We start from the raw sequence: 22,031 nt of genomic DNA, 5'->3' as shown, positions 1-22,031 counted from the left end.
CACTTTAATACAGTGGTGGTGCGGGCGGCGCATGATTTATATCACGGGCTCCCGGTTCCCCGAACATGGACGATTTCGACGAACTCCTCTCGTCGCTGACGCCGCGCGAGGACAACGAGGCGATCGCTTCCTACCAGAACACGACGGCCGTGGCCTGTCCCTCCTGTGCGGAACCGTTCGACGATATGGTCGTCTGCAAGCAGGAGTTTACCTCCCTCAACCTCGACTTCGAGATGGACCTCTGTACGACGATCAACGACGGTAACGTCGTCCTGTTCACCCACAAATAGCTGTTCGCGGCCACTGACAGGACCTGCAATTCAGTTTTTCGAGGCCGTTTCGATCCCATTACAGCGGTCTGTCTGCGTGCGCTCCGGTGATATCAACTATGATAATCTCCCCGCTGGTTTTTTATACAACCGTAGCTGTTGATTCTGATAGGCACCGTACTGGTGCCGCACCACCCCACCCCCCACCCCCCACATTCCGTACCTTTCCACTTCCTGTTGAGCGTCGGTTCCCCCCTCCGACGCTCGTTTCTATTGTAACTCCACAGCGACCGCCACATTTTGTGCGTGAACTGCAGTCGCTACCGGCGAACCAATGGAAGGGGCGGGAGTCGAACCACGCGGAGCCCTTTGCGGGGTGACTACCGACCGAGATCTGGCATGCCAGTCGGTAGCGCTCTACCACTGAGCCACCCTTCCAAGCTATCTTCTGTACGGTCCTGACAACCAAGTAAGTGATGATTCCGGGTGTTTCCGTGGCTCAGCGCTCACCGACGCTTCGTTTGTGATTCAGATACCTGAGAACCACCTGCAGTCAGGTGGTCACTGCTGTCCCGACTGAGACGAATCATATCGGATTCACAACAACTTATTTGACGTTGCACGGCAACACCTGCACCCGTGAGCTACACGAAAGTCAACTACACCGACGTGGACCCAGTCGCCGACGCGATGCATTTCCTCCGGGATCCGCTGAACTGCGAGGGGTTGGGCGTCACCGTACTCGACTGTGATGCCGGCTGGACCGGCAAACCGCACGATCACGCCGAGGAGGGCCACGAAGAGGTGTACGTCCTCGTTGAGGGCGCGGCAACTATCGAAGTCGACGGTGAGGAGGTAACGTTGGATGCGGGCGATGCGATCAGACTCCCGCCCGAAGCAGAGCGAACGATTCACAACGGCGACACCGAAAGCACGTTCGTCCTCGTCGGCGCACCGTGAAACGCGCAGAAACAGCGACGGAAGCCGACAGTCGGGTCGTCAGTACGACCGGACTTTCGGCTCGTAGGTCTCCTCGTCGCCTTCGAGGATGACCGGTTTGTAGTACAGCTCCGGCTGGCCCTCGTTCCAGGCCAGCATCGTGTGCTTGATCCACTCGTCGTCCTTGCGCTCCTGGTGTTCGGCACGCCAGTGAGCGCCGCGGAACTCCTCGCGGGCGAGCGCGCCGAGCGTGATGGCCTCGGCCACGTCGAGGATGTTGCGGGTCTCGATGGTGTGAATGAGGTCCGTGTTGTAAGTCCGGGATGGGTCTTCGACGGCGACGTTCTCGTACTCCTTGCGGGCCGTCCGGAGGTCCCGAAGGGCCTTTTCTAGGCCCCCCTCCGTCCGGAACACGTTGACGTTCTCGGTCATCGTCTCCTGAACGTCCGCACGGACTTCGGCGTGGTTGATGCCGTCGGACTCGATGAGGGTCTCGATGCGCTGGCGCTCCTGTTCGACGGTGTTTTCGAGGACCGACTGCGGTTCGACTGCCGCCCCGTCGGCGGCAACGTCGTCGCTGCTGGCGTCGATTGCGCCGGGTTCGACCGGCGGTTCGACGTTGCCGGGCTCGCTCTTTGCGGAGGGGCCGGTCTGGATTTCGGCGGTCTTCATGTCCTTGCCGGCGGCGTGGTGGCCGGCGCGAGCGCCGAACACGAGCAGTTCCGGCAGGGCGTTCCCGCCGAGTCGGTTCGCGCCGTGCAGCGAGACACACGCGGTCTCGCCGGCGGCATAGAGGCCGTCGATACACGTCTCACCGTTCTCGTCGCACTCGATGCCGCCCATGGCGTAGTGCTGGCCGGGCTTGACCGGCATCGGCTCGTCGAGACCGTCGACGCCCTCGAAGTCCTCCGCAAGGTGGAGGATGTTCTCAAGGCGGTCGAGGATGCGCTCCTCGCCGAGGTGGCGCATATCGAGGTCGACGTACTCGTCCTCGACGCCGCGGCCCTCGTTGACTTCAGTTAGTTCGGCACGGGCGACCACGTCACGGGAAGCCAGTTCCCCCTCGTTGTTGGCGTAACCGTGTTCGAACATGAACCGCTCTTCGTCGTCGTTGTAGAGGATGCCACCCTCGCCCCGGACCCCCTCGGAAATGAGGACGCCCGTCGAGGGGAGCGTTGTCGGGTGGAACTGGATCATCTCCATGTCCTCCATCGGGACGCCGGCGCGGTAGGCCATCGCGCAGCCGTCGCCGGTGTTGGCGACAGCGTTCGTGGTGTGGTCGAAGGCCTGGCCGAGGCCGCCGGTCGCGAGAATCACGCCGTTGTTGGCGCGGAAGCCCTGAATCTCGCCGGACTTGATGTCGTAGGCGACACAGCCGTGACAGACGCGGTCCTCGGGGTCGTCGTGGTCGGTGACCGCCAGCTGGGTCACGTACCACTCGTCGTACACCTCGATACCGCGCTTGACCGCCTGCTCGTACATCGTGTGCAGCAGGTGGTGGCCGGTTTCGGCACCGGCGTAGGTCGTTCGCGGGTACGAGAGGCCGCCAAACGGGCGCTGAGAGACGCGGCCGTCGTCCTCGCGGGAGAAGGGCATTCCCCAGTGTTCGAGCTGGATGACCTCTTCCGGGGCGTCCTTGGCGAAGGTGTCGATAGCAGGGGCGTCCCCGAGGTAGTCGGACCCCTTCATCGTGTCGTAGGCGTGGAGGTCCCAGGAGTCTCCCTCCTGAAGTGCGGCGTTGATTCCCCCCTCCGCGGCACCTGTGTGGCTCCGAACCGGATGGAGCTTGGTCACGAGGGCGACATCCGCACCCTCTTCGTCCGCTGCAATCGCAGCTCTGAGGCCAGCGCCACCCGCGCCGACCACGATGACATCGTGTTCGTACATTGTGAAAGGGTCTCTTGGCGTAGTTTCGGCTTAGGATTAGCCAAACTTAAGCCTCCCTGTTGCGATACTACGTGTCACGTCAGTGGGGGCGGTTCCGTTCCGACTGCCGGCTCGGAGTGTCAGAGAGACAGAACTATTGACCCGTCCGATGGAGTTATATCATTTGGCGTGAATATATGTAAATCGACTGCTGATACCAGACGCTACACGTGGTATCTGTACACGACGCTGTCATGCTCCGACCCCGATGTCAGACCAGTATCTCACGTCGACAGACGATTTCGAGGCGATATTGGCCGATGCGCCGGCAGTACTGACAGTAACCGATCCCGACCTTGAGACACAGTTCGTCAGCCCGGCTATCGAACGCGTGTTGGGGTATGACGCGGATTCAATCGTGGGAACGAACTGGCTCGATTTCGTTCACCCGGAGGACAAAGACCGCGTCGTCTCCGCACTGACCCTCGGAACCGGGGATTCGGACACCGAAACGGAGCGGGCGGACGGCGGGACCGAGTATCGGTTTCGCAACGCCGAGGGGGACTGGGTGTGGCTCGAAACCATCGCTTCACCGACCGCTGAGATCGACCGTGACTACAGAGTGTTCACGTCCCGCGATGTCAGCGATCGGCCACGGTTCGAAGCCCGCTTTCACCAGTTCGTCACGCATACCTCCGACGTTCTGACCGTCTTCGACATGGAGGGCAACGTCGACTACATCAGTCCATCCGTCGAACGGGTGCTGGGCTACGACCAGGAAACGATGCAGGACGCCGATCTCTTCGAATACGTCCATCCCGACGACCTCTCGAACGCCCTCGATGAGTTCGGCCGGATGATCGAGGAACCGGGGTACGTCGCCGTCATCGAACACCGGTACCGCCACGCCGACGGCGACTGGATCTGGGCCGAATCCCGCGGCCAACAGGTCGAAAACGGTCCGCTGGAGGACCATGTCGTCGTGACGACCCGCGACATTTCCGAGCGGAAACAGCGCGAGCAGGAGCTACAGCGACAGAACCAGCGCCTCGAACGCTTCTCGGATGCTATCAGTCACGACCTCCGGAACCCGCTGGACGTGCTTGACGGCTCGCTCGAACTCGCACGCGAAACCGGCGCAGAGGAGCATTTCGAGCGGGCCGAGCGCAGCATCGACCGGATGTATACGCTCATCGACGACCTCCTTGTGCTCGCCAAACAGGGGGTCGACCCCGAAGAAGTCGAAACGGTCGACCTCGACAGCCTCTCACAGCAGGCGTGGTCGATGGTCGACACACAGGACGCGACACTGGACACCAAAGTCGACGAAACTGTCACGGCAGACGAGGGCGCGATGCTGGAACTACTTGAGAACCTCTTTCGGAACAGTGTGGAACATGGTTCCACGGGCAGTCGGACGGAGTCCGACGACAGCGTGGAACACGGCGGCGACGACGTGACCGTCACGGTCGGAACCGAACCGTGGGGCTTCTACGTCGAGGACGACGGCGCGGGGTTCGTCGACGGGACCGAGAACCTGTTCGAACCCGGCTACTCGACGGCCGAGGAGGGGACCGGCTTCGGACTGTGTATCGTCGAACAGATCGCCGACTCGCATGACTGGGATATCATCGCGACCGACAGCGAACACGGCGGTGCGCGGTTCGAGTTTGTCTGTCGCGATAACTGAGCGGTGGCCACCCACTCGCTTCGCGTCTGCGGTCACCGCCCCAAACCAATTTTACCCGGTCCGCTGTAGCTGTACGGAACATGAAACTCTGTATCTTCGGGGCTGGCGGTATCGGTGGCTATCTCGGCGCACGATTGGCCGATGCGGGCCACGAGGTCCATCTCATGGCTCGGGGCGAGCATCTGGCTGCGCTGCAGTCCGACGGCCTCCGTGTCGAGAGCATCCACGGGGACACGGACGGTGACCTCCCGGCAACCGACGACCCGGCCGAGGTGGGACCCTGCGACGCCGTACTCCTCTGTGTAAAGTCGACCGATACGCGGACGGCCGCCGCGGACATGGCCCCGCTGCTCGATGACGAGACTGCCGTCGTCTCCTTCCAGAACGGCGTCGATAACGAGGCGTGGCTGGCCGAGATATTAGACGAGTCCCATGTGGTCGGCGGCGTGGCCTACATCTTCTCGACTATCAAGGAACCCGGGGTTATCGAACACACCGGTGGGCCGGCCCGGTTCATCTACGGCGAACTCGACGGCGAGCGAACCGACCGCATTCAGGCGCTAGACGATGCCCTCTCGGCCTGTGAGGGCGTCGATGCGGTGCTTGCCGACAACATCCGCGTCGAACTCTGGCGGAAGTTCGCCTTCATCTGTGCGCAGGCGGGGATGACCGCGACAACCAGGCGGCCCGTCGGCGATATTCGGGAGACTGAACCGTCCTGGGAGATGTACCGGCGGCTCATCGAGGAAGTGTGTGCCGTTGCCCGAGCGGAGGGCGTCGACCTGCCCGACGATACCGTCTCGGAGTGGCTGGACTTCGCTCAGGACCTCGACCCGGGGATGTACTCCTCACTGCACTACGACCTGACCCACGACAAGCCGATGGAACTCGACGCACTCAACGGCTCAGTGGTCCGTCACGCCGATGACGTTGGCGTTGACGTTCCGATGAACGAAGCCGTGACCGCGATTCTGTCGCCGTCGGCGGCCAGACGGGAGTAACAGGCGCGCCTGACCACGACAGTGCAGAGTGGGGAACGGACGCATCACGTCGTCATCGTTGTCGGACTGTGCAACGTTACATTATATCGGCCGACTGGAACCGAATGTAGCCGAACCCGAGTGATAGAACGAGCCAGGCCCCAAGAATGGCGAACCCGGCCCACTTCGGAGGATAGAATGACGCCGATACTGGGTAGGACATTATTTCGTCGAACGTGGGGATTATCGCCCGTGCCGCGTAGCCGACAGCCGCAGTCGGGTTGAGAGCGTGGACGACAATCAGCCACGGAGGTGCACCGGAATCTGGGGGCGTGTAGCCGACAGTGATGACCTGCAGAATAGCCGTTACAACGTCCCATCCGAGCTGAAAGAGGATGTAAAGTCCCCCCGCACCAATAACCGCTGTGTACTGAGACTTCATTATCGACGAGAAGCCGATACCAATTGCGACATAGACCGCACCGTAGAAGACCGTCAAGATGGTGTAGAGCACGAATTTGACGGCCGCAAATGATTCGTAGGTGAACAGTGCGAAGACAGCGACGACAAAATAGCCGCTGAGGATAGCGATAGTCAAAACGGCACACCGGCCGATGAACTTCCCGAGAATAACATCACGGCGCGAGTTCGGCAGGCCGAGCAGGAGCTTGATGCTCCCGCTGTCACGCTCACCGGCGATAGCGGCATAGGAGATGCCTAACCCCAGCAGTGGGACAAAGAAACTCATCGGCTGGCCCATACTGTTGAGCAGCGCCAGCGTGCTGGTCGGGACATCGCTCGCCGAAGCCGTCAGCGGGACGTGCTGAATCGCCGCCCAGAATCCGGCAACGAGGACGAACAACAGGGTGGTAGCGAGGAACGTTCCTGAGCGGATTGCGTCGTTGAAATCTTTCCTGATGACCGCAGGGAGGGACATTTGTAGAATAGTTGTCCAAAGTAGCCAATAAATCTTGATAGCTCCTGAATGCACTGTGGGCCTATGTCCCTGTGGTGACTATCTCAGGTTACTCTGGGTCACTTATGTGAACAATTCTACAAAACCTGCATCATTTGCCGCCTATATATTCTCCCCAGACGCGTTGGTTTGGTGCGGTTGAATCAGCAGACGCCTCTACACAGGGTAATTTCGCAGGTGGCGACAGACGCGGCGTACCTGACGACTAGCGGCTTTCTGCAGAAGGGATGCTACCTGAATTCACCAGAACTTCAGGTTGTTCTTGACCGCTTCCCGCTTCAGCTCCTGGATGTGCTCGGTCAGCGGGATGTCCTTCGGACACACTTCAGTACAGGAGAACTGGGTCTGGCAGCGCCAGACACCGTGTTCCTGCTCGATGATGCGAAGCCGTTCCTGCTTTCGGTTCTCGCCCTCGCGTTCGTCCATCGCAAACCGGTAGGCCTTATTGATGGCGGCCGGGCCGAGGTACTCGTTGTCGCCGGCGGCGATGTTACACGAGGACATACACGCGCCACACCAGATACACCGCGTGGACATCTTGACCTTCTCGCGGTTCTCCCGGGTCTGGCGCTGCTCTTCGAGCTTGTCGTCCGGGGTCTCGTCGGCGTCGAAGTACGGCTCGACGGCCTCCATCTGGTCGTAGAAGTGCTCCATGTCCACGACGAGGTCCTTGACCACTTCCTGGTGGGGCAGTGGTTCAATGCGGACCGGGTCATCGAGTTCGGACATCTGGGTCTTACAGCCCAGGCGCTGCTTGCCGTTGACAAACAGCGCGTCAGAGCCACAGACAGCCTGCCGACAGGAGTGTCGGAAGGTAAGCGAGGAGTCGTAGTGGTCCCGCGCGTAGATGAGGGCGTCGAGGACGGTCATCCCCTTGTGGAACGGCACGCGGAAGTCATCGAAGCGTGGTTCCTGCTTCCCCTCGACCTCGGGGTCGTAGCGGAACACTTTCAGCGTGATCGTGTTCTCGTCGTCCAGCGACGCTTCTTCGGTCTCGCGCTGTGCCTCCTCGATGGCTTGCCGTTCGTCTCGCTGTGCGCGCCGACGCTCGCCCGGGGATTCGACCTCGGGTTCTGTCTCTTCGTCGGCTTCGGTCTCGGTCTCCTGTTGTTCGATTTGCGTACTCATAGTTTCAGACGAGGGTCGTCATAGCCAGCGACACGCGGGTCCCCTGCACGACGAGCAGGAGGCCGGCGATGCCGAGCAGGTATTTGACTGCGTTCTTCCGGGAGCCGGTAAGTCCCTGGTTGACCAGTGCGTTGTACACGCCGTTGACGCCGTGGAACGTCGCGGTGACGAGGAACAGCCACATCGTCGCGAAGTAGCTGACCTGGCTCATCCGGGCCTGCGTGCCCAGGAACGTGAGGTCAGCGGCGTGGTTCACGAAGTGCAACAGCATGAAGTGGAAGGCCAGGACGCCGATGAGGAACACCGCTGTCAGCCGCTGGAACAGCCAGCGACGCCCGCCACGGTCAAAGGAGGAGTAGTGCTGTGCCATCAGGCTAGTTTCCCTCCGAGGAACGTCGGCACGCTGGCGACGACGATTGCGCCGGTCAGCAGCAGCGACGCGTAGAAACTCTTGTCCTGCGATTCAAGCCCCACTCCGAGGTCAACCATCAGCAGTCGGATGCCGTTGAGGATGTGGAAGACAGCGACAGCCAGCAGCCCGACTTCGAGGAACCGGACGATCAGCAGCGATTCGAGGCCGCTGATAGTGCTGGTGTAGAGGTCGCTGCCTGCCTGCGCGCTCGCCGGGTCGACGCCGACCGAAGTGCTCAGCACGGCAATGTGGGTGAACAGGTAGCCCACGAGCACCCAGCCGGTGAACTTGTGGAATATCCAGGCCCACATCCCGGCCGAGAACTCCCGCCACCGTCCGAAATCCTCGACGGTGCCGCGATTGTAAGACTGACTCATACACAGGGGGGTTAGTCCGGGGACAGATAGTAGTTTCTAGAACGGACGGCTATCGCCGGAAACCAGCCCGAAGACGTTCGTCAATTGACTACTTCGTCGTTACCAATCGTCGTCGTTCGTCCGGCGGTTCCACTCGATGGCTCGCTGTGTCCTGTCGTCCAGCCGAACCAGATGACAGAGCGGGTTGCCGGGGTACACCAGCGGATTCTCGAGGATGCCGACCAGCAGGCCGGTAAACGGCGCACGCATCAGCGTGTTCTCGGTCTTGAACGGGTTCGTGATCGTACAGATCACGTCGTCCTCGTACACCAGGTCGCCGCGGTCGTAGTGCATATCCACCAGCCCACCGGAGTCCGCGCGGATCCAGGTCTTCTCCCCGTTGTCGTCGATAACCGTCCGCCAGCCCGGCCACCGGACGGTGTCGGACTCGCGCAGGCCGAACTCCGCGAGCACCGACCGCACGCTCTCCAGCGCGGAATCGATGAGCGGGCGCTGGAACCGGTGGGCCTCGCCCATCTCTATCGTGATTGTCGGGACACCAGCATCGCTCAGTTCCCGCCGGAGCGACCCCGACGGCCCCGACGAAGAGATGATGACGTTCGAGGCGAAGGCGTTGGCGACCCGCGAGACCTCCGGGTCGTCCATGTCCGCCCGGACATGCAGCATGTTCGTTCGCCCGCGCGTGGACGTGTGGAAATCCAGTCCCACGTCACAGGGGGCGAGGAAGTTCCGGAATATCTCGTGGGCCATCCGCTTTGCACTGGTCGAGTCGGGGTCGCCGGGGAACGAGCGGTTCAGGTCGCGGTCGTAGATGGGCAGATACCGTTCCTGAGCGAGAAACGCCGGGACGTTCAACACCGGGAGACAGACGAGCGTGCCCGCCAACCCCTCGTGGTTCCACTCGTGGGCGACCTCCCGGACGACCTCGATGCCGTTGAGTTCGTCGCCGTGGGCCGCCGCGGTGAGAAACACCGTCGGTCCGGGTCGCTCCCCGTTGACTATCGTGACCGGTATTCTGACCGCGTCGCCCAGATACGTCTCGCTGACCGTGTAGCGGACATTGCGGGTTTCACCCGGCGCGACGCGGCCGCCATCGAAGGTGAACGCCCTGGCCTCCTCCATGCCATCACAACGAGATGCGGCGGCTAAAACCTCTCCGGGACAGGTGAGTATCCTTACACCTTTACTATCGCCGACAGAACGCGTCACCATGAGCGACCAGGACATCACCGTCGGCGTTCTCAGTCTGCACTCCAGCAAGGAGTCGAAGGCCATCCTGAACGCCGTCGACGAGATGGGCTACGACACGGAGTGGCTTCGCACCGAGAATACCGCCGTTAGCGTCACGGACGGCGAGATGACGCTCAACCCCAGTGTCGACGTGGTTTCGAACCGACTGCTGCTTTCCAGTAACGAACACCCCGCGGAGGGGATCGGCCTGGGGATGACGATCAGCCGGCTCGCGCCGATGCTGAACGAGCCGATGGCGGCGACGACGGCCCTGCACAAGTTCGCCAGCGCCGCCGCGTTGGCTGACGCCGGCGTCCCGGTCCCCGACGCCCTGCTCGCGCTGTCGAACGACCGACTCAACGACGAGCGGGGCCGCTTTGGCGACCGTGCGGTGTACAAGACGGCCATCGGGACCCACGGCGGCGGGACGTGGATGGTCGATCTGGAAAACCAGGTCAACGCCCAGGTCGGCGGCCGCTACGCCTTCTTACAGGAGTACATGGAACATGACAAGAAGCGTCACCACGACCTCCGCGTGTACGTGGTCGGCGACCAGATCGTCGGTGCGATGAACCGTTACGCACCCGAGGGAGAGTGGCGGACGAACGTCGCGCTCGGCGGCGAGGTCGAGGACATGACCGGCGAACTCCCCGAGCGCGTCAGGGAGATCGCGCTTGATTCGGTCGAGGCCATCGGGCTGGACTACGCCGGCGTCGACATCGTCCAGAGCGAGGACGGCTACTACGTGCTCGAAGTGAACCCCACCGCCGGGTTCCGCGGGCTATTCAAGGCAAGCGGCGTCAGTCCCGCGCCCTACATCGCCAAGCTCGCTATCGAGCGGGCCGGCGGCAGCGTCGACGACGCGACGGTCGAACGCCTCTCGGACCGGCTCGACGACTCAAAACCGGCGTGTACGCCGAAGAAGCCACAGCCCAAAGCACAGGAGAGCGTCGTCGTCGGTTATATCGAGGAGGTCGTGGTCACCGGGACGCAGGGGACCAAATCGGTGCTCGCCAAATCTGACACCGGCGCAACCCGGACCAGCATCGACGCCAAACTCGCGGCCGAAATCGGGACCGGCCCGATACTCGACATCGTCAAGATCAAGTCCGGGAGCGTCAAGTCCGGCCGCTCGCGCCCGGTCGTCGACCTCGTCGTCGGCGTCGGCGGGACCCAACACACCGTCACGGCCAGCGTCGAAGACCGCTCGCACATGGACTACCCGCTCCTGCTCGGGCGCGATATTCTCAAGCACTACCAGGTCGACGTGAACCGACGCGCGGACGACGAGCTGGAAGCAGACACCGAAGAGGAAGAAGAGCAAAGCGAGGAGTAACGATAGCCGGAGGACCGCCCGCCGTCAGTCTTCGCTCACTTCCTCGACACTCTCGGCGATGTCCTCGCTGGCCCGCCACAGATACAGGCTCGCGTAACTGCGATACGGCGACCAGCGCTCGGCGTACTCGGCCATTTCCGCGCGGCTGTACCCCTCACCGACGACGGCCTCGAACCCCTTGCGGATGCCCAGATCGCCGACCGGGAACACGTCCTCGCGGCCGAAGGCGAACAAGAGTTGCATGTCTGCGGTCCAGTCGCCGACGCCCGTGATGGCGGTCAGTTCCGCGCGGATTTCCTCGACGGAAGCGTCTTCGAAGGTTTCCAGCGAGTAGTCGTGTTCCAGAAACGCGTCGGCGACTTCGTTGACGTAGCGGGTCTTCTGCCGTGAGAGCCCGGCGTCCCGGAGCACCTCGTCGTCGGCGTTCTTGATGCCCGCTGGCGTCACGGTGACGGCGTCGAACAGCCGTTCCCGCGTCGCGGCAGCCGATGCCATCGACACCTGCTGGCGGAGAATCGAGACGACGAGCCGTTCGAACAGGTCCGGCGTCGGGTCCAGCGTGAGTGCACCGTGGGCCTCGACGAGCGGGCCGATGTCGGGGTCTGCACGCAGCGTCTCGTGTGGCGAGTCACTCATCGCTCCGTGGTAGCGCCCCGAGCGAAAAGAACGTGTCTGTCGCCGTCGGGGTGATACTTAGCCGTCGGCGATGACGGGGTCGGGGCTGGGCGAGGCGACGCCGGCCGCACCGACGGGCTTTGCAGGGTTGCCGACGACGGTCGTCTCCGGGGCCACGTCGTCGACGACGACGGCCCCAGCGCCGACGGAGGCGTTCTCCCCGACGGTGATTGGCCCCATTATCGAGGCGTCAGCGCCGATGGTCGCGCCGTCCTCAACCGTCGGGTGGCGCTTCTCCCGGCGCATGGATGTGCCGCCCAGCGTCACCCCGTGGTACAGGAGCACGTCATCGCCGATTTCGGCTGTCTCGCCGATGACGATACCCATTCCGTGGTCGATGAACACGCGCTCGCCGATTTCGGCGGCGGGGTGGATTTCGACGCCGGTCAGGAACCGAGTGAGATGCGAGACGAGTCTGGCGAGCAGTTTCCGGTCGTGGCCCCAGAGCCAGTGGGCGATGCGATAGGCCCAGATCGCGTGCAGGCCGGGATAGGTGAGCACGACCTCCGTGGCGCTCGTCGCAGCCGGGTCCTTTGCGAGTGCTGTACGGATATCCGCTTTCAGTCGGTCGAACATGGTGTGTCTTGTGGGAGAGCGTGTCGTCTGTGAGCGAGCCAATCAGTCGTGGTCCGAATCATCGGACTGGAGTCAACGGCAACAACAACAGGAAACGGGAGCGCGGCCACTGGTCGCGGTCCGAGACGGGCGAGCAACGCGGCGTGGGGATCGGTCGCCCATGGTTGGCTCAAATACGTCGCTCAGCGGCTTAAAAGGCAGTGGTTCGACCGACTGTCGTGTCTGCTGGAACGAACGGTCCGGCGAGTGGCGGTGACCGCCGACTGCGAGGGGCGATCAGGTCATCCCCTTTCCGAGCAGTTCCCGGGCGATGATGTTCTTCTGTATCTCGGTGGTCCCTTCGTAGATCTGTGTGATCTTGGCGTCGCGGTAGAACCGCTCGACATCGAAGTCGTTGACGTAGCCCGCGCCGCCGTGGATCTGGACGGCCTCGTCGGCCGTCTCGACGGCGACTCTGGACGCTTTCTCCTTGGCCATCGACGCCAGCTGGGTGAGCTGGTCGTCGGCGTTGTCGACGCTCCAGGCGGACTTGTACGTGAGCTGGCGCGCCGCCTCGATTTCGGTGAACATCTCGGCGAGCTTGTGCTGGATGGCCTGGAACTCCGAGATGGATTGGCCGAACTGCTCGCGGTCCTGTGCGTATTCCAAGGCTCGCTCGGCAGCCCCGCGGGCGATGCCGACGCCCTGTGCGGCCACGCCGGTCCGGGTCTCGTCGAAGAACTGCATGATCTGGAGGAAGCCGGCCCCGCGCGTGCCCACGAGATTATCTTCAGGCACGCGCACGTCATCAAGGATGAGTTCCGCCGTGTCCGACGCGCGGATCCCCAGTTTCCCGGTGATCTTCTCGGCCTCGAACCCGTCGCGGTCGGACTCGACGAGGATCTGTGAGAAGCCGTTGTACCGCCCCTCTGCGTCGGGGTCGGTCTCACAGAGGACGACGAAGTAGTCGCCGACGGAGCCGTTCGTGATCCACATCTTGGTGCCGTTGATGACCCACTCGTCGCCGTCCTTGCGCGCCTGCGTCGACACCGAGGACACGTCCGAGCCGGTGTCGGGTTCGGAGATGGCCGTGCCCATGATGGCGTCGCCAGTCGCCACGGGCTCTAAGTACTCCTCCTTCTGGGCCTCGGAGCCAAAGCCGATGATGGCGTCTGCCCCGAACGCCGCCGACTGGATGCTCAGGCCGATACCGGGGTCGGCCGCGAACAGTTCCTCGGCGATGATGGCGTTTGTCAGCGTGTCATAGCCCGCGCCGCCGTACTCCAGCGGGATGTTTGCCCCTGTCAGCCCCATCTCCGCGGCCGACTCGACGATTTCCCGGGGAAACTTCTCTTCCGTGTCGTACTCGGTCGCGACGGGTTTGATCTCGTTTTCCGCGAACCGAGCCACCTCGTCTCTGATCTGGCGCTGCTCGTCGGTCAGTCCGAAGTCCATGTGCGGTGTGTTGACGTGGAATCCATTAATGGTTCGTAATCCGAAATAAACGGGAGAGTGGTTTGGTCCCGAGAGAAACGTTGAAGCGTCGGCCGACAGTGGAACGATATGTCATGGATTTCGAGGATATTGACACTATCGCCGTACTCGGTGCCGGGAATATGGGCCATGGAATCACCGAAGTGGCCGCGCTCGCAGGCTACGACGTGCGAATGCGGGACATCAAAGACGAGTTCGTTCAGGACGGCTACGACAACATCGAGTGGTCGCTGAACAAACTCGCCGAGAAAGACCAGCTCACCCAGGACGAAGCCGACGCGGCGCTGGATCGCGTGACGCCCCTTGTCGATGTCGAGGAAGCCGTCAGCGATGTCGACGTAGTCATCGAGGCGGTCCCCGAGAAGATGGAGATCAAGAAGGACGTGTACACGGAAGTCGAGGAGTACGCGCCCGAGGACGCCATCTTCGCCACGAACACCTCCAGCCTCTCCATTACGGAACTGTCGGAGGTGACCGAACGCCCCGAGCAGTTCTGTGGGATGCACTTCTTCAATCCGCCGGTGCGGATGCAACTTGTCGAAGTCATCTCCGGTGCCCACTCAAGCGAGGAGACCTTAGCGGCCATCGAGGCCCTCGCCGAGGATTTCGAGAAGACGCCGGTTCGCGTCCGCAAGGACTCGCCGGGATTCATCGTTAACCGAATTCTCGTCCCGCTGATGAACGAGGCCGCCTGGCTCGTCCACGACGACGAGGCGACCGTCGCCGAGGTCGACTCGACGACGAAGTTCGACATGGGCCTGCCGATGGGTTCCTTCGAGCTGTCGGACCAGGTCGGCAACGACGTGGGTCTGCACGTCCTTGAGTACATGCACGAGGTGCTGGGCGAGCCCTACGCCCCGTGTCCCCTGCTCGAAGAGAAGGTCGAAAACGAGGAACTCGGGAAGAAGACCGGCAAAGGGTTCTACGACTATGAGAACGGCGGTGTCGATATCCCGACCGACGCCGGCCGCGAGGACATCGAGCACCGCCTCGTCGCCGTGATGGCAAACGAGGTCGGGAAGCTGGTCGAGAACGACGTGGCCCCGGTCGCTGACATCGACCAGGCCGTGAAGCTCGGCGGCGGCTTCCCGGACGGCCCCGCGAAGATGGCCGACAAGACCGGGCTGGAGACGCTCGTCGACACGCTGGAAACAACCTATGAGGAAACAGGTGCGGAGCGATACGCCGTCTCCGACGGGCTCCGTGAGGCCGCAGAGGAGGGCGGCTTCTACGGTAGCGAGGACGAGGGCGACGCCGAGTTCGAAAACATCAACGTCGAATATCCCGGCGACATGGTCGGGCACATCGAACTCGACCGCCCACACCGGATGAACACCGTCAGCCCCGAACTGATGGACGACCTCGCCGACGCCGTCGACCTGCTCGAAGCCGACGACGAGGTACGCGCCATCCTGTTGACCGGGGCCGGCGACAAGGCGTTCTCGGCTGGAGCCGACGTGCAGTCGATGGCCTCGAACGCGACGCCGCTTTCCGCTATCGAACTCTCCCGCAAGGGCCAGCAGACCTTCGGCAAGCTCGAAGAATGTTCGATGCCGGTCGTCGCCGGTATCGACGGCTACGCGCTGGGCGGCGGGATGGAACTGGCGACCTGTGCCGACCTCCGCGTGGCCTCAGAACGCTCCGAACTGGGCCAGCCCGAGCACAACCTCGGTCTGCTGCCGGGCTGGGGCGGCACCCAGCGGCTCGCCCGCATCGTCGGCGAGGGCCGCGCCAAGGAGATCATCTTCACCGCCGAGCGCTACGACGCCGCCGAACTGGCCGAGTACGGCTTCATCAACGAGGTCGTTGACAACGATTCGCTCCACGAGCGGGCGCTCGAACTGGCGACTGACATGGCCGCCGGGCCGCCGGTCGCCCAGAAACTGACCAAGCGTGCGATGCTCGCCGGCCGTGATGACATCGACGCCGGCCTCGAAGTCGAATCGCAGGCCTTCGGCCACCTTATCGGAACCGACGACGTGATGGAGGGCATCAACGCCTTCATGGGCGACGAGGAACCTGAGTTCGAAGGCAAATAAAGCAGAACTGTCGCTCTGACCGAATCTACGATTTCTTTTTCGACGCCCCCGACGCTGAAGTGTCTCTACTCACGACAGCCCCACGTCAGTGGTACGCATCCTCAGGTAGCGGCTATTTCGATGGGATTAAATCCCAGCACCCGAAACGCCAGAGTACGCTCGGTTGGTGTAGTCCGGCCAATCATCTTGGCCTTTCGAGCCGAGGACCAGGGTTCAAATCCCTGACCGAGCACATTCCTGCGGCGAGCAAATACGCGAGCCACGGCTGTCTAACGAAGGGATTTGAGCCCTACCAGTCGCGCATAGCGAACGAAGTGAGCGAGCACGTCTGGTTCTGGTTCAAATCCCTGACCGAGCACATTGCTGTCGCGAACAAATCAGTGAGCGGCTGCTGTGCTGTGTGGATTTAAATACACGTCACAGCGGTCGAACCGGGTGAGACCGAGCGTCTTGGTCCGGTTCACGTACCGGGTGACACACTCACGACGCGCTTCGGTTGGCTGCCGGTACGTCAGTCGAGGCCTCGACGGTACCGCTCGCGTTCTCATGGAGTTCCACTGCACCGATATCTGGTGTGGACTGGACTGTCCCCCAGTCCAGCGAATCAATGCTATCTCCGGCATCCACTGCGTCCGTCCCGGATTCCGGCATCAGGAAGTCCGGGTCCGCCGGGTCGGTACTGCGGAAACTGACCCGGTCGTCCGACGTGGTAAAGATGTTGTACTCTTCGGGATAACTGATCCAGATTTTGCTTTCGACATCGTTTCCGACCGCGAGGTTGTTTATCAGGATCGCGCCATCGTTCTGGAAGTTGAAGCCCATCTCGTTGTTCCAGGCCGTGTTATGATACAGAATGATCGGTTCTCCGGCACCGTTGTAGTCGAACCCCGTCGCCTTCGAGTACTCTCCTTCTTCTTTTCTCTCGTTGCCCCACGCCATGTTCCCGACCACGAGATGGCCGCCGGCGCTGTGCGGGCCGAACTTGAACCCGTTTCCGTTCCCGGATTCAGCTAAGACGGTCCCGTTTATTTTCCCGTTCTCCCAGGCTCGGCTGTAGAAGATGTCGTTGTCGTTCGACCGGTAGCCGTCGAAGCCATCGTCGGAGTTCAGATACATGTCCGTACAGTACACCAGGTTCTCGTTGGCGTTTTTCCCCTGGGGGTCGGGGCCTTGTTTGATACCGATTCCGTCCGCGTGTTCGCCGACGTTCATCGGATCGTAGTTGTGGTGGAAGCTAGAATGCCTGATCTCGTTGTGGGAACTCTCGATCAGGGCAAGTCCGGTCAGCGTGTTGTTGTATGACTCCACGTTCTCGATTACCAGATGGTGCTCACCGTGTTGGGCCCGGATGCCGAACCCGGGACTCTCTCTCACCTCGACGTTTCGCATCGTCCAGTACTCCCCGTTGACCTCGACTGCAGCGCCGAAGTCGAACTCCGGGTCCTCCGTATCCGGTGCCGATAGCTGCGAGAAATCAAGTACCGGCCGCTCTCCGGGCTTGCCAGCCAGCGTGATTCTGTTCCCCTCCGACCCGTTTCCGTCTATCGAGAGCGTCGAATCCATCTCGTAGGTTCCGCCTTCGAGATAGATCAGGTCGCCCGGTTCCGCAGTATCTATCGCCTGCTGGATCCCCGAGGCACCGTCTTCAGGGGATACCGTGTAAGCGGGTTCCTGTTGCTGGGGGACCGTGTAGCTACAGAACTGTCGGTTTCCAGCGACATGAACCACTTCGCGGGTAGTCGATTTGTCAGCATCTGTTTCAGTACCTGCTACTGTATCCGGAGCGGTAGAGCCAGTGCCGGCGTCTGTACCGTTTACGGGTTCACCCCGAAGCAGGCCGATCCAGCCGAAGCTGACGCTAACCACCACTGAGACAATCACCAGGGCCAGCAAAACAGCCGAAACAGCACGAACAGGGTGTTCCCCCACCCCGTTCCCACGGAGACCTAAATCCATAGTACGTTTAATCTGACCATCATTAAAAAGTATACGGAGGCTTCGAGTCGTCCTCTGAATCGCGCTCCCCGACGGCGAAAACGCCGTAGAGAGATGCGGTATCCATGAACGACGGTTGTTTGTTGAACCTACTCCGAACGAGTCAACAGCGGTAGGTATTTTTCGGGGCCGGGCGAGGGGGCGACCATGCAAGCAGTCGTACTCGCGGCGGGGCAGGGGACACGCATGCGGCCATTGACAGACCACACGCCGAAGCCGATGCTTCCGGTCGCCGACCGGCCGCTGGTGGCACACACCGCTGACACGGCAATCCAGGCGGGGGCGGACGAACTCATTTTCGTCGTGGGCTACGAGGCCGAGGCGGTCCGGTCGTACTTCGGCGACGAGTACGGCGGCGTCCCGGTCCGCTTTGCCGTGCAGGAGGAGCAACTGGGGACCGCCGACGCCGTCGCCGCCGCGGAGGAATACCTCGACGGCCCCTTCGCGGTCCTCAACGGTGACAACCTCTACGACTCCGAGAGCCTCAGCGGTCTCTTCGACGCCGCGCCGTCGGTCGCCGCCTACCAGGTGGATGACCCGACGAGCTACGGCGTGCTGTCGACCGAGGGCGACACCATCACTGGCATCGTCGAGAAGCCGGACGACCCGCCGACAGATCTTGCCAACGCCGGGGCGTACGTCTTCCCCGCTGAGGCCCGGAACTGGCTGGATGTGCCGATGAGCGACCGCGGCGAGCGGGAAATCACCGACGTGCTCGCCACGGTCATCGAGGAGTCGACGGTCACTGCCGTCGAGGTCGACCGCTGGCTCGACGTGGGCCGGCCCTGGGAACTGCTGGAAGCCAACGAATGGAAGCTGGGCCAACTGGACCGGCGACTCGACGGCGAGGTGCGCGGCGATGCCGACCTGCGCGGCGAAGTCGTCGTCGAGGAAGGCGCAGTCATCGAACCCGGCGTCGTCATCGAGGGGCCGGCGCTGGTCCGCTCGGGCGCACACGTCGGGCCGAACGCCTACGTCCGCGGCGCGACCCTCCTGGGCGAGGACACCCACGTCGGCCACGGCGTCGAACTCAAGAACACGGTCCTGATGGCTGACTCGAACGTCCCCCACGTCTCCTACGTCGGCGATAGCGTCATCGGGCGCGAAGTCAACTTCGGCGCGGGGACGCAGGTGGCGAACCTGCGCCACGACGGCGACCCGGTCCGGATCACGGTGAAAGGCGATCGCGTCTCGACGGGTCGGCGGAAGTTCGGCGTCGTCGCGGGTGACGGCGCGAAAACGGCCATCAACACCAGCCTGAACGCCGGGGTCGTCCTCTCTTCCGGCGCAACGACCACGCCCGGCGAGTCCGTGACCCGGGATCGATAACAGGAACTCACCTGTAAGCCATTTGTGACGTAGTTGGAGTATCCAGCGGCTTGACCACTGTTCGTGTAGGATCGTGACGTACACCGCAAGTATGTGGGATTAAGTGCCGTGAAAGACACGCTCAAGTAAGATGGTCGACCCGACATCCGATCACCACGAAGATATCGACGAGGACGAGGCACCGGAGTGTGCCACATGCGGTGCCCCTATCGCCAACGAGGTGACACACCGCGTCATCACATGGATAGAGGACAACAGCGTCGAAACCGCCCACTTCTGTGACGAAGAGTGCCGAATGGAGTGGCAGTAACGCTCCTTCTGACTGTTCTTTGAGCGACCGTACGCTGCTTTCCGACTGTATGCCTGCGTGTTTTGCCCACCAATGACCGGTGACGTTACCGAGCCTGTAACGCATCTCTCTCGGCCCAGCGGCGTGTCGACGTGATAGACCACGTTTGGAGCGTGGCGACACTCCCCCTGTGGCACTGTCTCCTGGGTCGATATCGGCGTAGACGACGGCGTTCTCATTCTCCCGGCCGAACTAATTAGTCGCCACATCCGAACGGGGGTCGTTTAGCTGACTGTACGAGACCCTCTATCTCAACGTCTGTGTGGGTTTGATAGCCACTGTCCCTGTTCGGATACCGAGTCCGCCGTGGGAAACAACTCCGACAAACTATCCGAGTGTTAACATCCTACACGTATTTGGGTGCGCCCGGCGAACACCGAGCCATGACATGACTGCGGGCGATCATCCACGTGGCTGGCGCGAGGTCGAGACGGCCTACACCGACGAGGCTATCCGCGACGACACGCTGGGCGAGATGTTCGACGAGAGTGCAACGCGAAACGCCGATACGGCGGCGCAACTGTACAAGGGCGGCGTCTACGACCGGTCACTGACCGACGACGTGGTTCCCCCCGCCCCCGACGGTGACTACGCAGAACTCAGCTACGAGCGGATGCATCACGTGGTCAAACACCTGGCCGCGGGGTTTCGTGACCTCGGCGTCACCTCGGATACACACGTCGGCATTTTAGGGGACACGCGGATGGAGTGGGCGCTAAGTGATTTTGCCCTTCTCTCCGCTGGTGGGGTGGTGACGACCGTTTACACGGACTCCTCGCCGAAGCAGGTCCGCTATCTGCTCTCGGACCCGGGGGCGAGTGCCGTTGTCGTCGAGAACGACGAGATGCTGGAGCGCGTCCTCGCTGTCGAGGACGACCTGTCGCTGTCGTTTATCGTCGTCATGGACGACACCGACGTGGACCGCGAGGACGTGTACACGCTCGGGTCAGTGTACAAGCGCGGCGAGAAGGCGTTTGACGAGGCCACGTACCGGCGTTGGCTCGACGAGCGCGATCCCGACGATCTCGCGAGCATCATCTACACCTCCGGGACGACGGGCCAACCGAAGGGGGTCAAGCTCACCCACCGGAACTTTCGGGCGAACGTCAACCAGACCCGCAAGCGAATGGGACCACGCCCGGACAAAGACCCCGACCTGCCGACGATTTCTGCGGACACACGCTCGATTTCCTTTCTCCCGCTGGCACACGTGTTCGAGCGTCTCGCAGGCCATTTCCTGATGTACGCCTCGGGTGCCGCCGTCAGCTACGCCGAAAGTCCAGACACGCTGGCCGAGGACCTCCGGGCAGTCGAACCCACGACAGGCGCGAGCGTCCCGCGGGTGTACGAGCGGATATTCGATACGATGCGAACGCAGGCCAGTGGGTCCCCGATCAAGGAACGGATCTTCGACTGGTCGCTCAACGTAGCCCGCGAGTACGCCCGCAGCGACGACCCGGGAGCGGTACTTCGAGCCAAACACACGCTCGCGGACCGTCTCGTCTACAGCACTGTCAAAGACCGGCTCGGCGGCAACATCGAATTCATGGTCAGCGGCGGCGGCAGCCTCTCGAAAACACTCTGTGAGACGTTCCTCGGGATGGGACTGCCGATACTCGAAGGGTATGGACTTACGGAGACAGCGCCAGTTCTGACGGTGAACCCGCCGGAAGACATCCGCCCCGGAACGCTGGGACCGCCGGTCCCGGACGTAGCTGTTCACCTCGACACCGCAGTCGTTGACGCCAGCGACCTCGACGACGTGGCCGGTGAAGTCGGCGAACTACTTGTCGACGGCCCGAACGTCACCGATGGGTACTGGAACGATGACGCCGCGACGGCGCGGACCATCACCGAAATCGACGGGACGCAGTGGTTCCGAACCGGCGATATCGTCGAGCGGACCGATGATGGCTTCCTCATCTACCACGACCGGCTCAAGGAACTGCTCGTCCTCTCGACGGGGAAAAACGTCGCCCCACAGCCCATCGAAGATCAGTTTGCGACGAGCGACCGGATCGACCAGGTCATGGTCGTCGGCGACGACCAGAAGTTCGTCGGCGCGATACTCGTGCCGAACTTCGAGGAATTCCGTCGGTGGGCCGACAGCCGGGACCTCGATATCCCCGACGACCCCGAAGCGCTGGTCGATGACGAGCGCCTCCGGGAGTGGGTCCAGGCGGCTGTCGACGAGGTCAACGAGGACCTCGAACGCGTCGAGCGAATCAAGGCGTTCGCGCTCGTTTCCGAGGAATGGACCGCCGAAAACGACTTCCTCACGCCGTCGATGAAGAAGAAGCGACGCAACATCCGCAGCGCGTACCGCGACAAACTCGCCGAGATTTATGGCGAGGAGCAGGTCGACCTCTCTTGACTGCCGGTCGTCGACAAT

At 62.3% G+C, this 22,031-nt stretch carries 19 protein-coding genes and 2 tRNA genes; 10 read left to right on the top strand and 11 right to left on the bottom strand.

Annotated elements, in window-relative coordinates:
* Positions 1-65 precede the first annotated feature (65 nt).
* The gene (locus Harman_RS16880; protein ID WP_137684952.1) at positions 66-290 is read left to right on the top strand and encodes a DUF7385 family protein; all 225 of its coding nucleotides are present in this window, start codon (positions 66-68) and stop codon (positions 288-290) included.
* Between the two features lie 314 nt (positions 291-604).
* Here the strand turns inward: Harman_RS16880 and Harman_RS21275 are convergent.
* Positions 605-707: transfer RNA gene (locus Harman_RS21275), tRNA-OTHER, on the bottom strand.
* A gap of 201 nt (positions 708-908) precedes the next feature.
* Here Harman_RS21275 and Harman_RS16875 point away from each other — a divergent pair.
* A complete protein-coding gene (locus Harman_RS16875) occupies positions 909-1,229 on the top strand; it encodes a cupin domain-containing protein (protein WP_200830959.1) in 321 nt (106 codons plus the stop codon).
* Positions 1,230-1,268: 39 nt separating this feature from the next.
* On the opposite strand, the gene Harman_RS16870 is transcribed toward Harman_RS16875, so the two are convergent.
* On the bottom strand, positions 1,269-3,095 hold the full coding sequence (locus Harman_RS16870) for an FAD-binding protein (protein ID WP_137684951.1): 1,827 nt from the start codon (positions 3,093-3,095) through the stop codon (positions 1,269-1,271).
* 247 nt (positions 3,096-3,342) lie between these two features.
* On the opposite strand from Harman_RS16870, the gene Harman_RS16865 reads away from it, so the two are divergent.
* Entirely contained in the window at positions 3,343-4,764 is a 1,422-nt protein-coding gene (locus Harman_RS16865; RefSeq protein ID WP_137684950.1) for a PAS domain S-box protein, read from the top strand.
* A gap of 80 nt (positions 4,765-4,844) precedes the next feature.
* Positions 4,845-5,765, top strand: coding sequence for a 2-dehydropantoate 2-reductase (locus Harman_RS16860; RefSeq protein ID WP_137684949.1), 921 nt, complete (start codon positions 4,845-4,847; stop codon positions 5,763-5,765).
* Between the two features lie 76 nt (positions 5,766-5,841).
* On the opposite strand, the gene Harman_RS16855 is transcribed toward Harman_RS16860, so the two are convergent.
* From Harman_RS16855 to Harman_RS16835, 5 genes are all read right to left on the bottom strand, one after another.
* Positions 5,842-6,681, bottom strand: a complete 840-nt coding sequence (locus Harman_RS16855; RefSeq protein ID WP_137684948.1) for an ABC transporter permease — start codon at positions 6,679-6,681, stop codon at positions 5,842-5,844.
* 279 nt (positions 6,682-6,960) lie between these two features.
* Complete coding sequence (locus Harman_RS16850; protein ID WP_137684947.1) at positions 6,961-7,848, bottom strand: succinate dehydrogenase/fumarate reductase iron-sulfur subunit; 888 nt, start codon at positions 7,846-7,848, stop codon at positions 6,961-6,963.
* Positions 7,849-7,852: 4 nt separating this feature from the next.
* Complete coding sequence (locus tag Harman_RS16845; protein ID WP_137684946.1) at positions 7,853-8,218, bottom strand: succinate dehydrogenase hydrophobic membrane anchor subunit; 366 nt, start codon at positions 8,216-8,218, stop codon at positions 7,853-7,855.
* Positions 8,218-8,637 carry a succinate dehydrogenase, cytochrome b556 subunit gene (gene sdhC / locus Harman_RS16840; RefSeq protein WP_137684945.1) on the bottom strand — a complete coding sequence of 140 codons (420 nt, stop codon included), beginning with the start codon at positions 8,635-8,637 and terminating at the stop codon, positions 8,218-8,220. Before sdhC ends, Harman_RS16845 begins: the two co-directional genes overlap by 1 nt.
* A 99-nt stretch (positions 8,638-8,736) precedes the next feature.
* Entirely contained in the window at positions 8,737-9,759 is a 1,023-nt protein-coding gene (locus tag Harman_RS16835; RefSeq protein WP_137684944.1) for a succinylglutamate desuccinylase/aspartoacylase family protein, read from the bottom strand.
* Positions 9,760-9,847: 88 nt separating this feature from the next.
* Here Harman_RS16835 and Harman_RS16830 point away from each other — a divergent pair, with 88 nt between their 5' ends.
* The gene (locus Harman_RS16830) at positions 9,848-11,203 is read left to right on the top strand and encodes a RimK family alpha-L-glutamate ligase (protein WP_137684943.1); all 1,356 of its coding nucleotides are present in this window, start codon (positions 9,848-9,850) and stop codon (positions 11,201-11,203) included.
* Between the two features lie 24 nt (positions 11,204-11,227).
* On the opposite strand, the gene Harman_RS16825 is transcribed toward Harman_RS16830, so the two are convergent.
* The 3 genes from Harman_RS16825 to Harman_RS16815 all read right to left on the bottom strand — a co-directional run bounded on the left by Harman_RS16825 (position 11,228) and on the right by Harman_RS16815 (position 13,888).
* Positions 11,228-11,839 (bottom strand): DNA-3-methyladenine glycosylase family protein, encoded by a 612-nt coding sequence (locus Harman_RS16825; protein ID WP_137684942.1) that lies wholly within the window; start codon positions 11,837-11,839, stop codon positions 11,228-11,230.
* 57 nt (positions 11,840-11,896) lie between these two features.
* Complete coding sequence (gene cysE, locus Harman_RS16820; protein ID WP_137684941.1) at positions 11,897-12,454, bottom strand: serine O-acetyltransferase; 558 nt, start codon at positions 12,452-12,454, stop codon at positions 11,897-11,899.
* Between the two features lie 276 nt (positions 12,455-12,730).
* Positions 12,731-13,888 carry an acyl-CoA dehydrogenase family protein gene (locus Harman_RS16815; RefSeq protein ID WP_137684940.1) on the bottom strand — a complete coding sequence of 386 codons (1,158 nt, stop codon included), beginning with the start codon at positions 13,886-13,888 and terminating at the stop codon, positions 12,731-12,733.
* Positions 13,889-14,001: 113 nt separating this feature from the next.
* Between Harman_RS16815 and Harman_RS16810 the strand changes: the two genes are divergently transcribed.
* Together Harman_RS16810 and Harman_RS16805 are read left to right on the top strand one after the other, a co-directional pair.
* Complete coding sequence (locus Harman_RS16810; RefSeq protein ID WP_137684939.1) at positions 14,002-15,966, top strand: 3-hydroxyacyl-CoA dehydrogenase/enoyl-CoA hydratase family protein; 1,965 nt, start codon at positions 14,002-14,004, stop codon at positions 15,964-15,966.
* A gap of 157 nt (positions 15,967-16,123) precedes the next feature.
* Positions 16,124-16,198, top strand: a tRNA-Glu gene (locus tag Harman_RS16805).
* A 248-nt stretch (positions 16,199-16,446) separates the two neighbouring features.
* On the opposite strand, the gene Harman_RS16800 is transcribed toward Harman_RS16805, so the two are convergent.
* Positions 16,447-17,832 carry a right-handed parallel beta-helix repeat-containing protein gene (locus tag Harman_RS16800; protein WP_160140707.1) on the bottom strand — a complete coding sequence of 462 codons (1,386 nt, stop codon included), beginning with the start codon at positions 17,830-17,832 and terminating at the stop codon, positions 16,447-16,449.
* A 276-nt stretch (positions 17,833-18,108) separates the two neighbouring features.
* Here Harman_RS16800 and glmU point away from each other — a divergent pair, with 276 nt between their 5' ends.
* From glmU to Harman_RS16785, 3 genes are all read left to right on the top strand, one after another.
* The gene (gene glmU / locus Harman_RS16795; RefSeq protein ID WP_137684937.1) at positions 18,109-19,290 is read left to right on the top strand and encodes a bifunctional sugar-1-phosphate nucleotidylyltransferase/acetyltransferase; all 1,182 of its coding nucleotides are present in this window, start codon (positions 18,109-18,111) and stop codon (positions 19,288-19,290) included.
* Between the two features lie 130 nt (positions 19,291-19,420).
* Positions 19,421-19,600 (top strand): DUF7576 family protein, encoded by a 180-nt coding sequence (locus Harman_RS16790; RefSeq protein WP_137684936.1) that lies wholly within the window; start codon positions 19,421-19,423, stop codon positions 19,598-19,600.
* Between the two features lie 427 nt (positions 19,601-20,027).
* Positions 20,028-22,013, top strand: coding sequence for an AMP-dependent synthetase/ligase (locus Harman_RS16785; RefSeq protein WP_137684935.1), 1,986 nt, complete (start codon positions 20,028-20,030; stop codon positions 22,011-22,013).
* Positions 22,014-22,031 lie beyond the last annotated feature (18 nt).

The sequence above is a fragment of the Haloarcula mannanilytica genome (assembly GCF_005406125.1).
Lineage (GTDB): Archaea > Halobacteriota > Halobacteria > Halobacteriales > Haloarculaceae > Haloarcula > Haloarcula mannanilytica.
The sequence above is the reverse complement of the archived record's forward strand: the minus strand, read 5'-3'. Positions and strand labels throughout refer to the sequence as shown.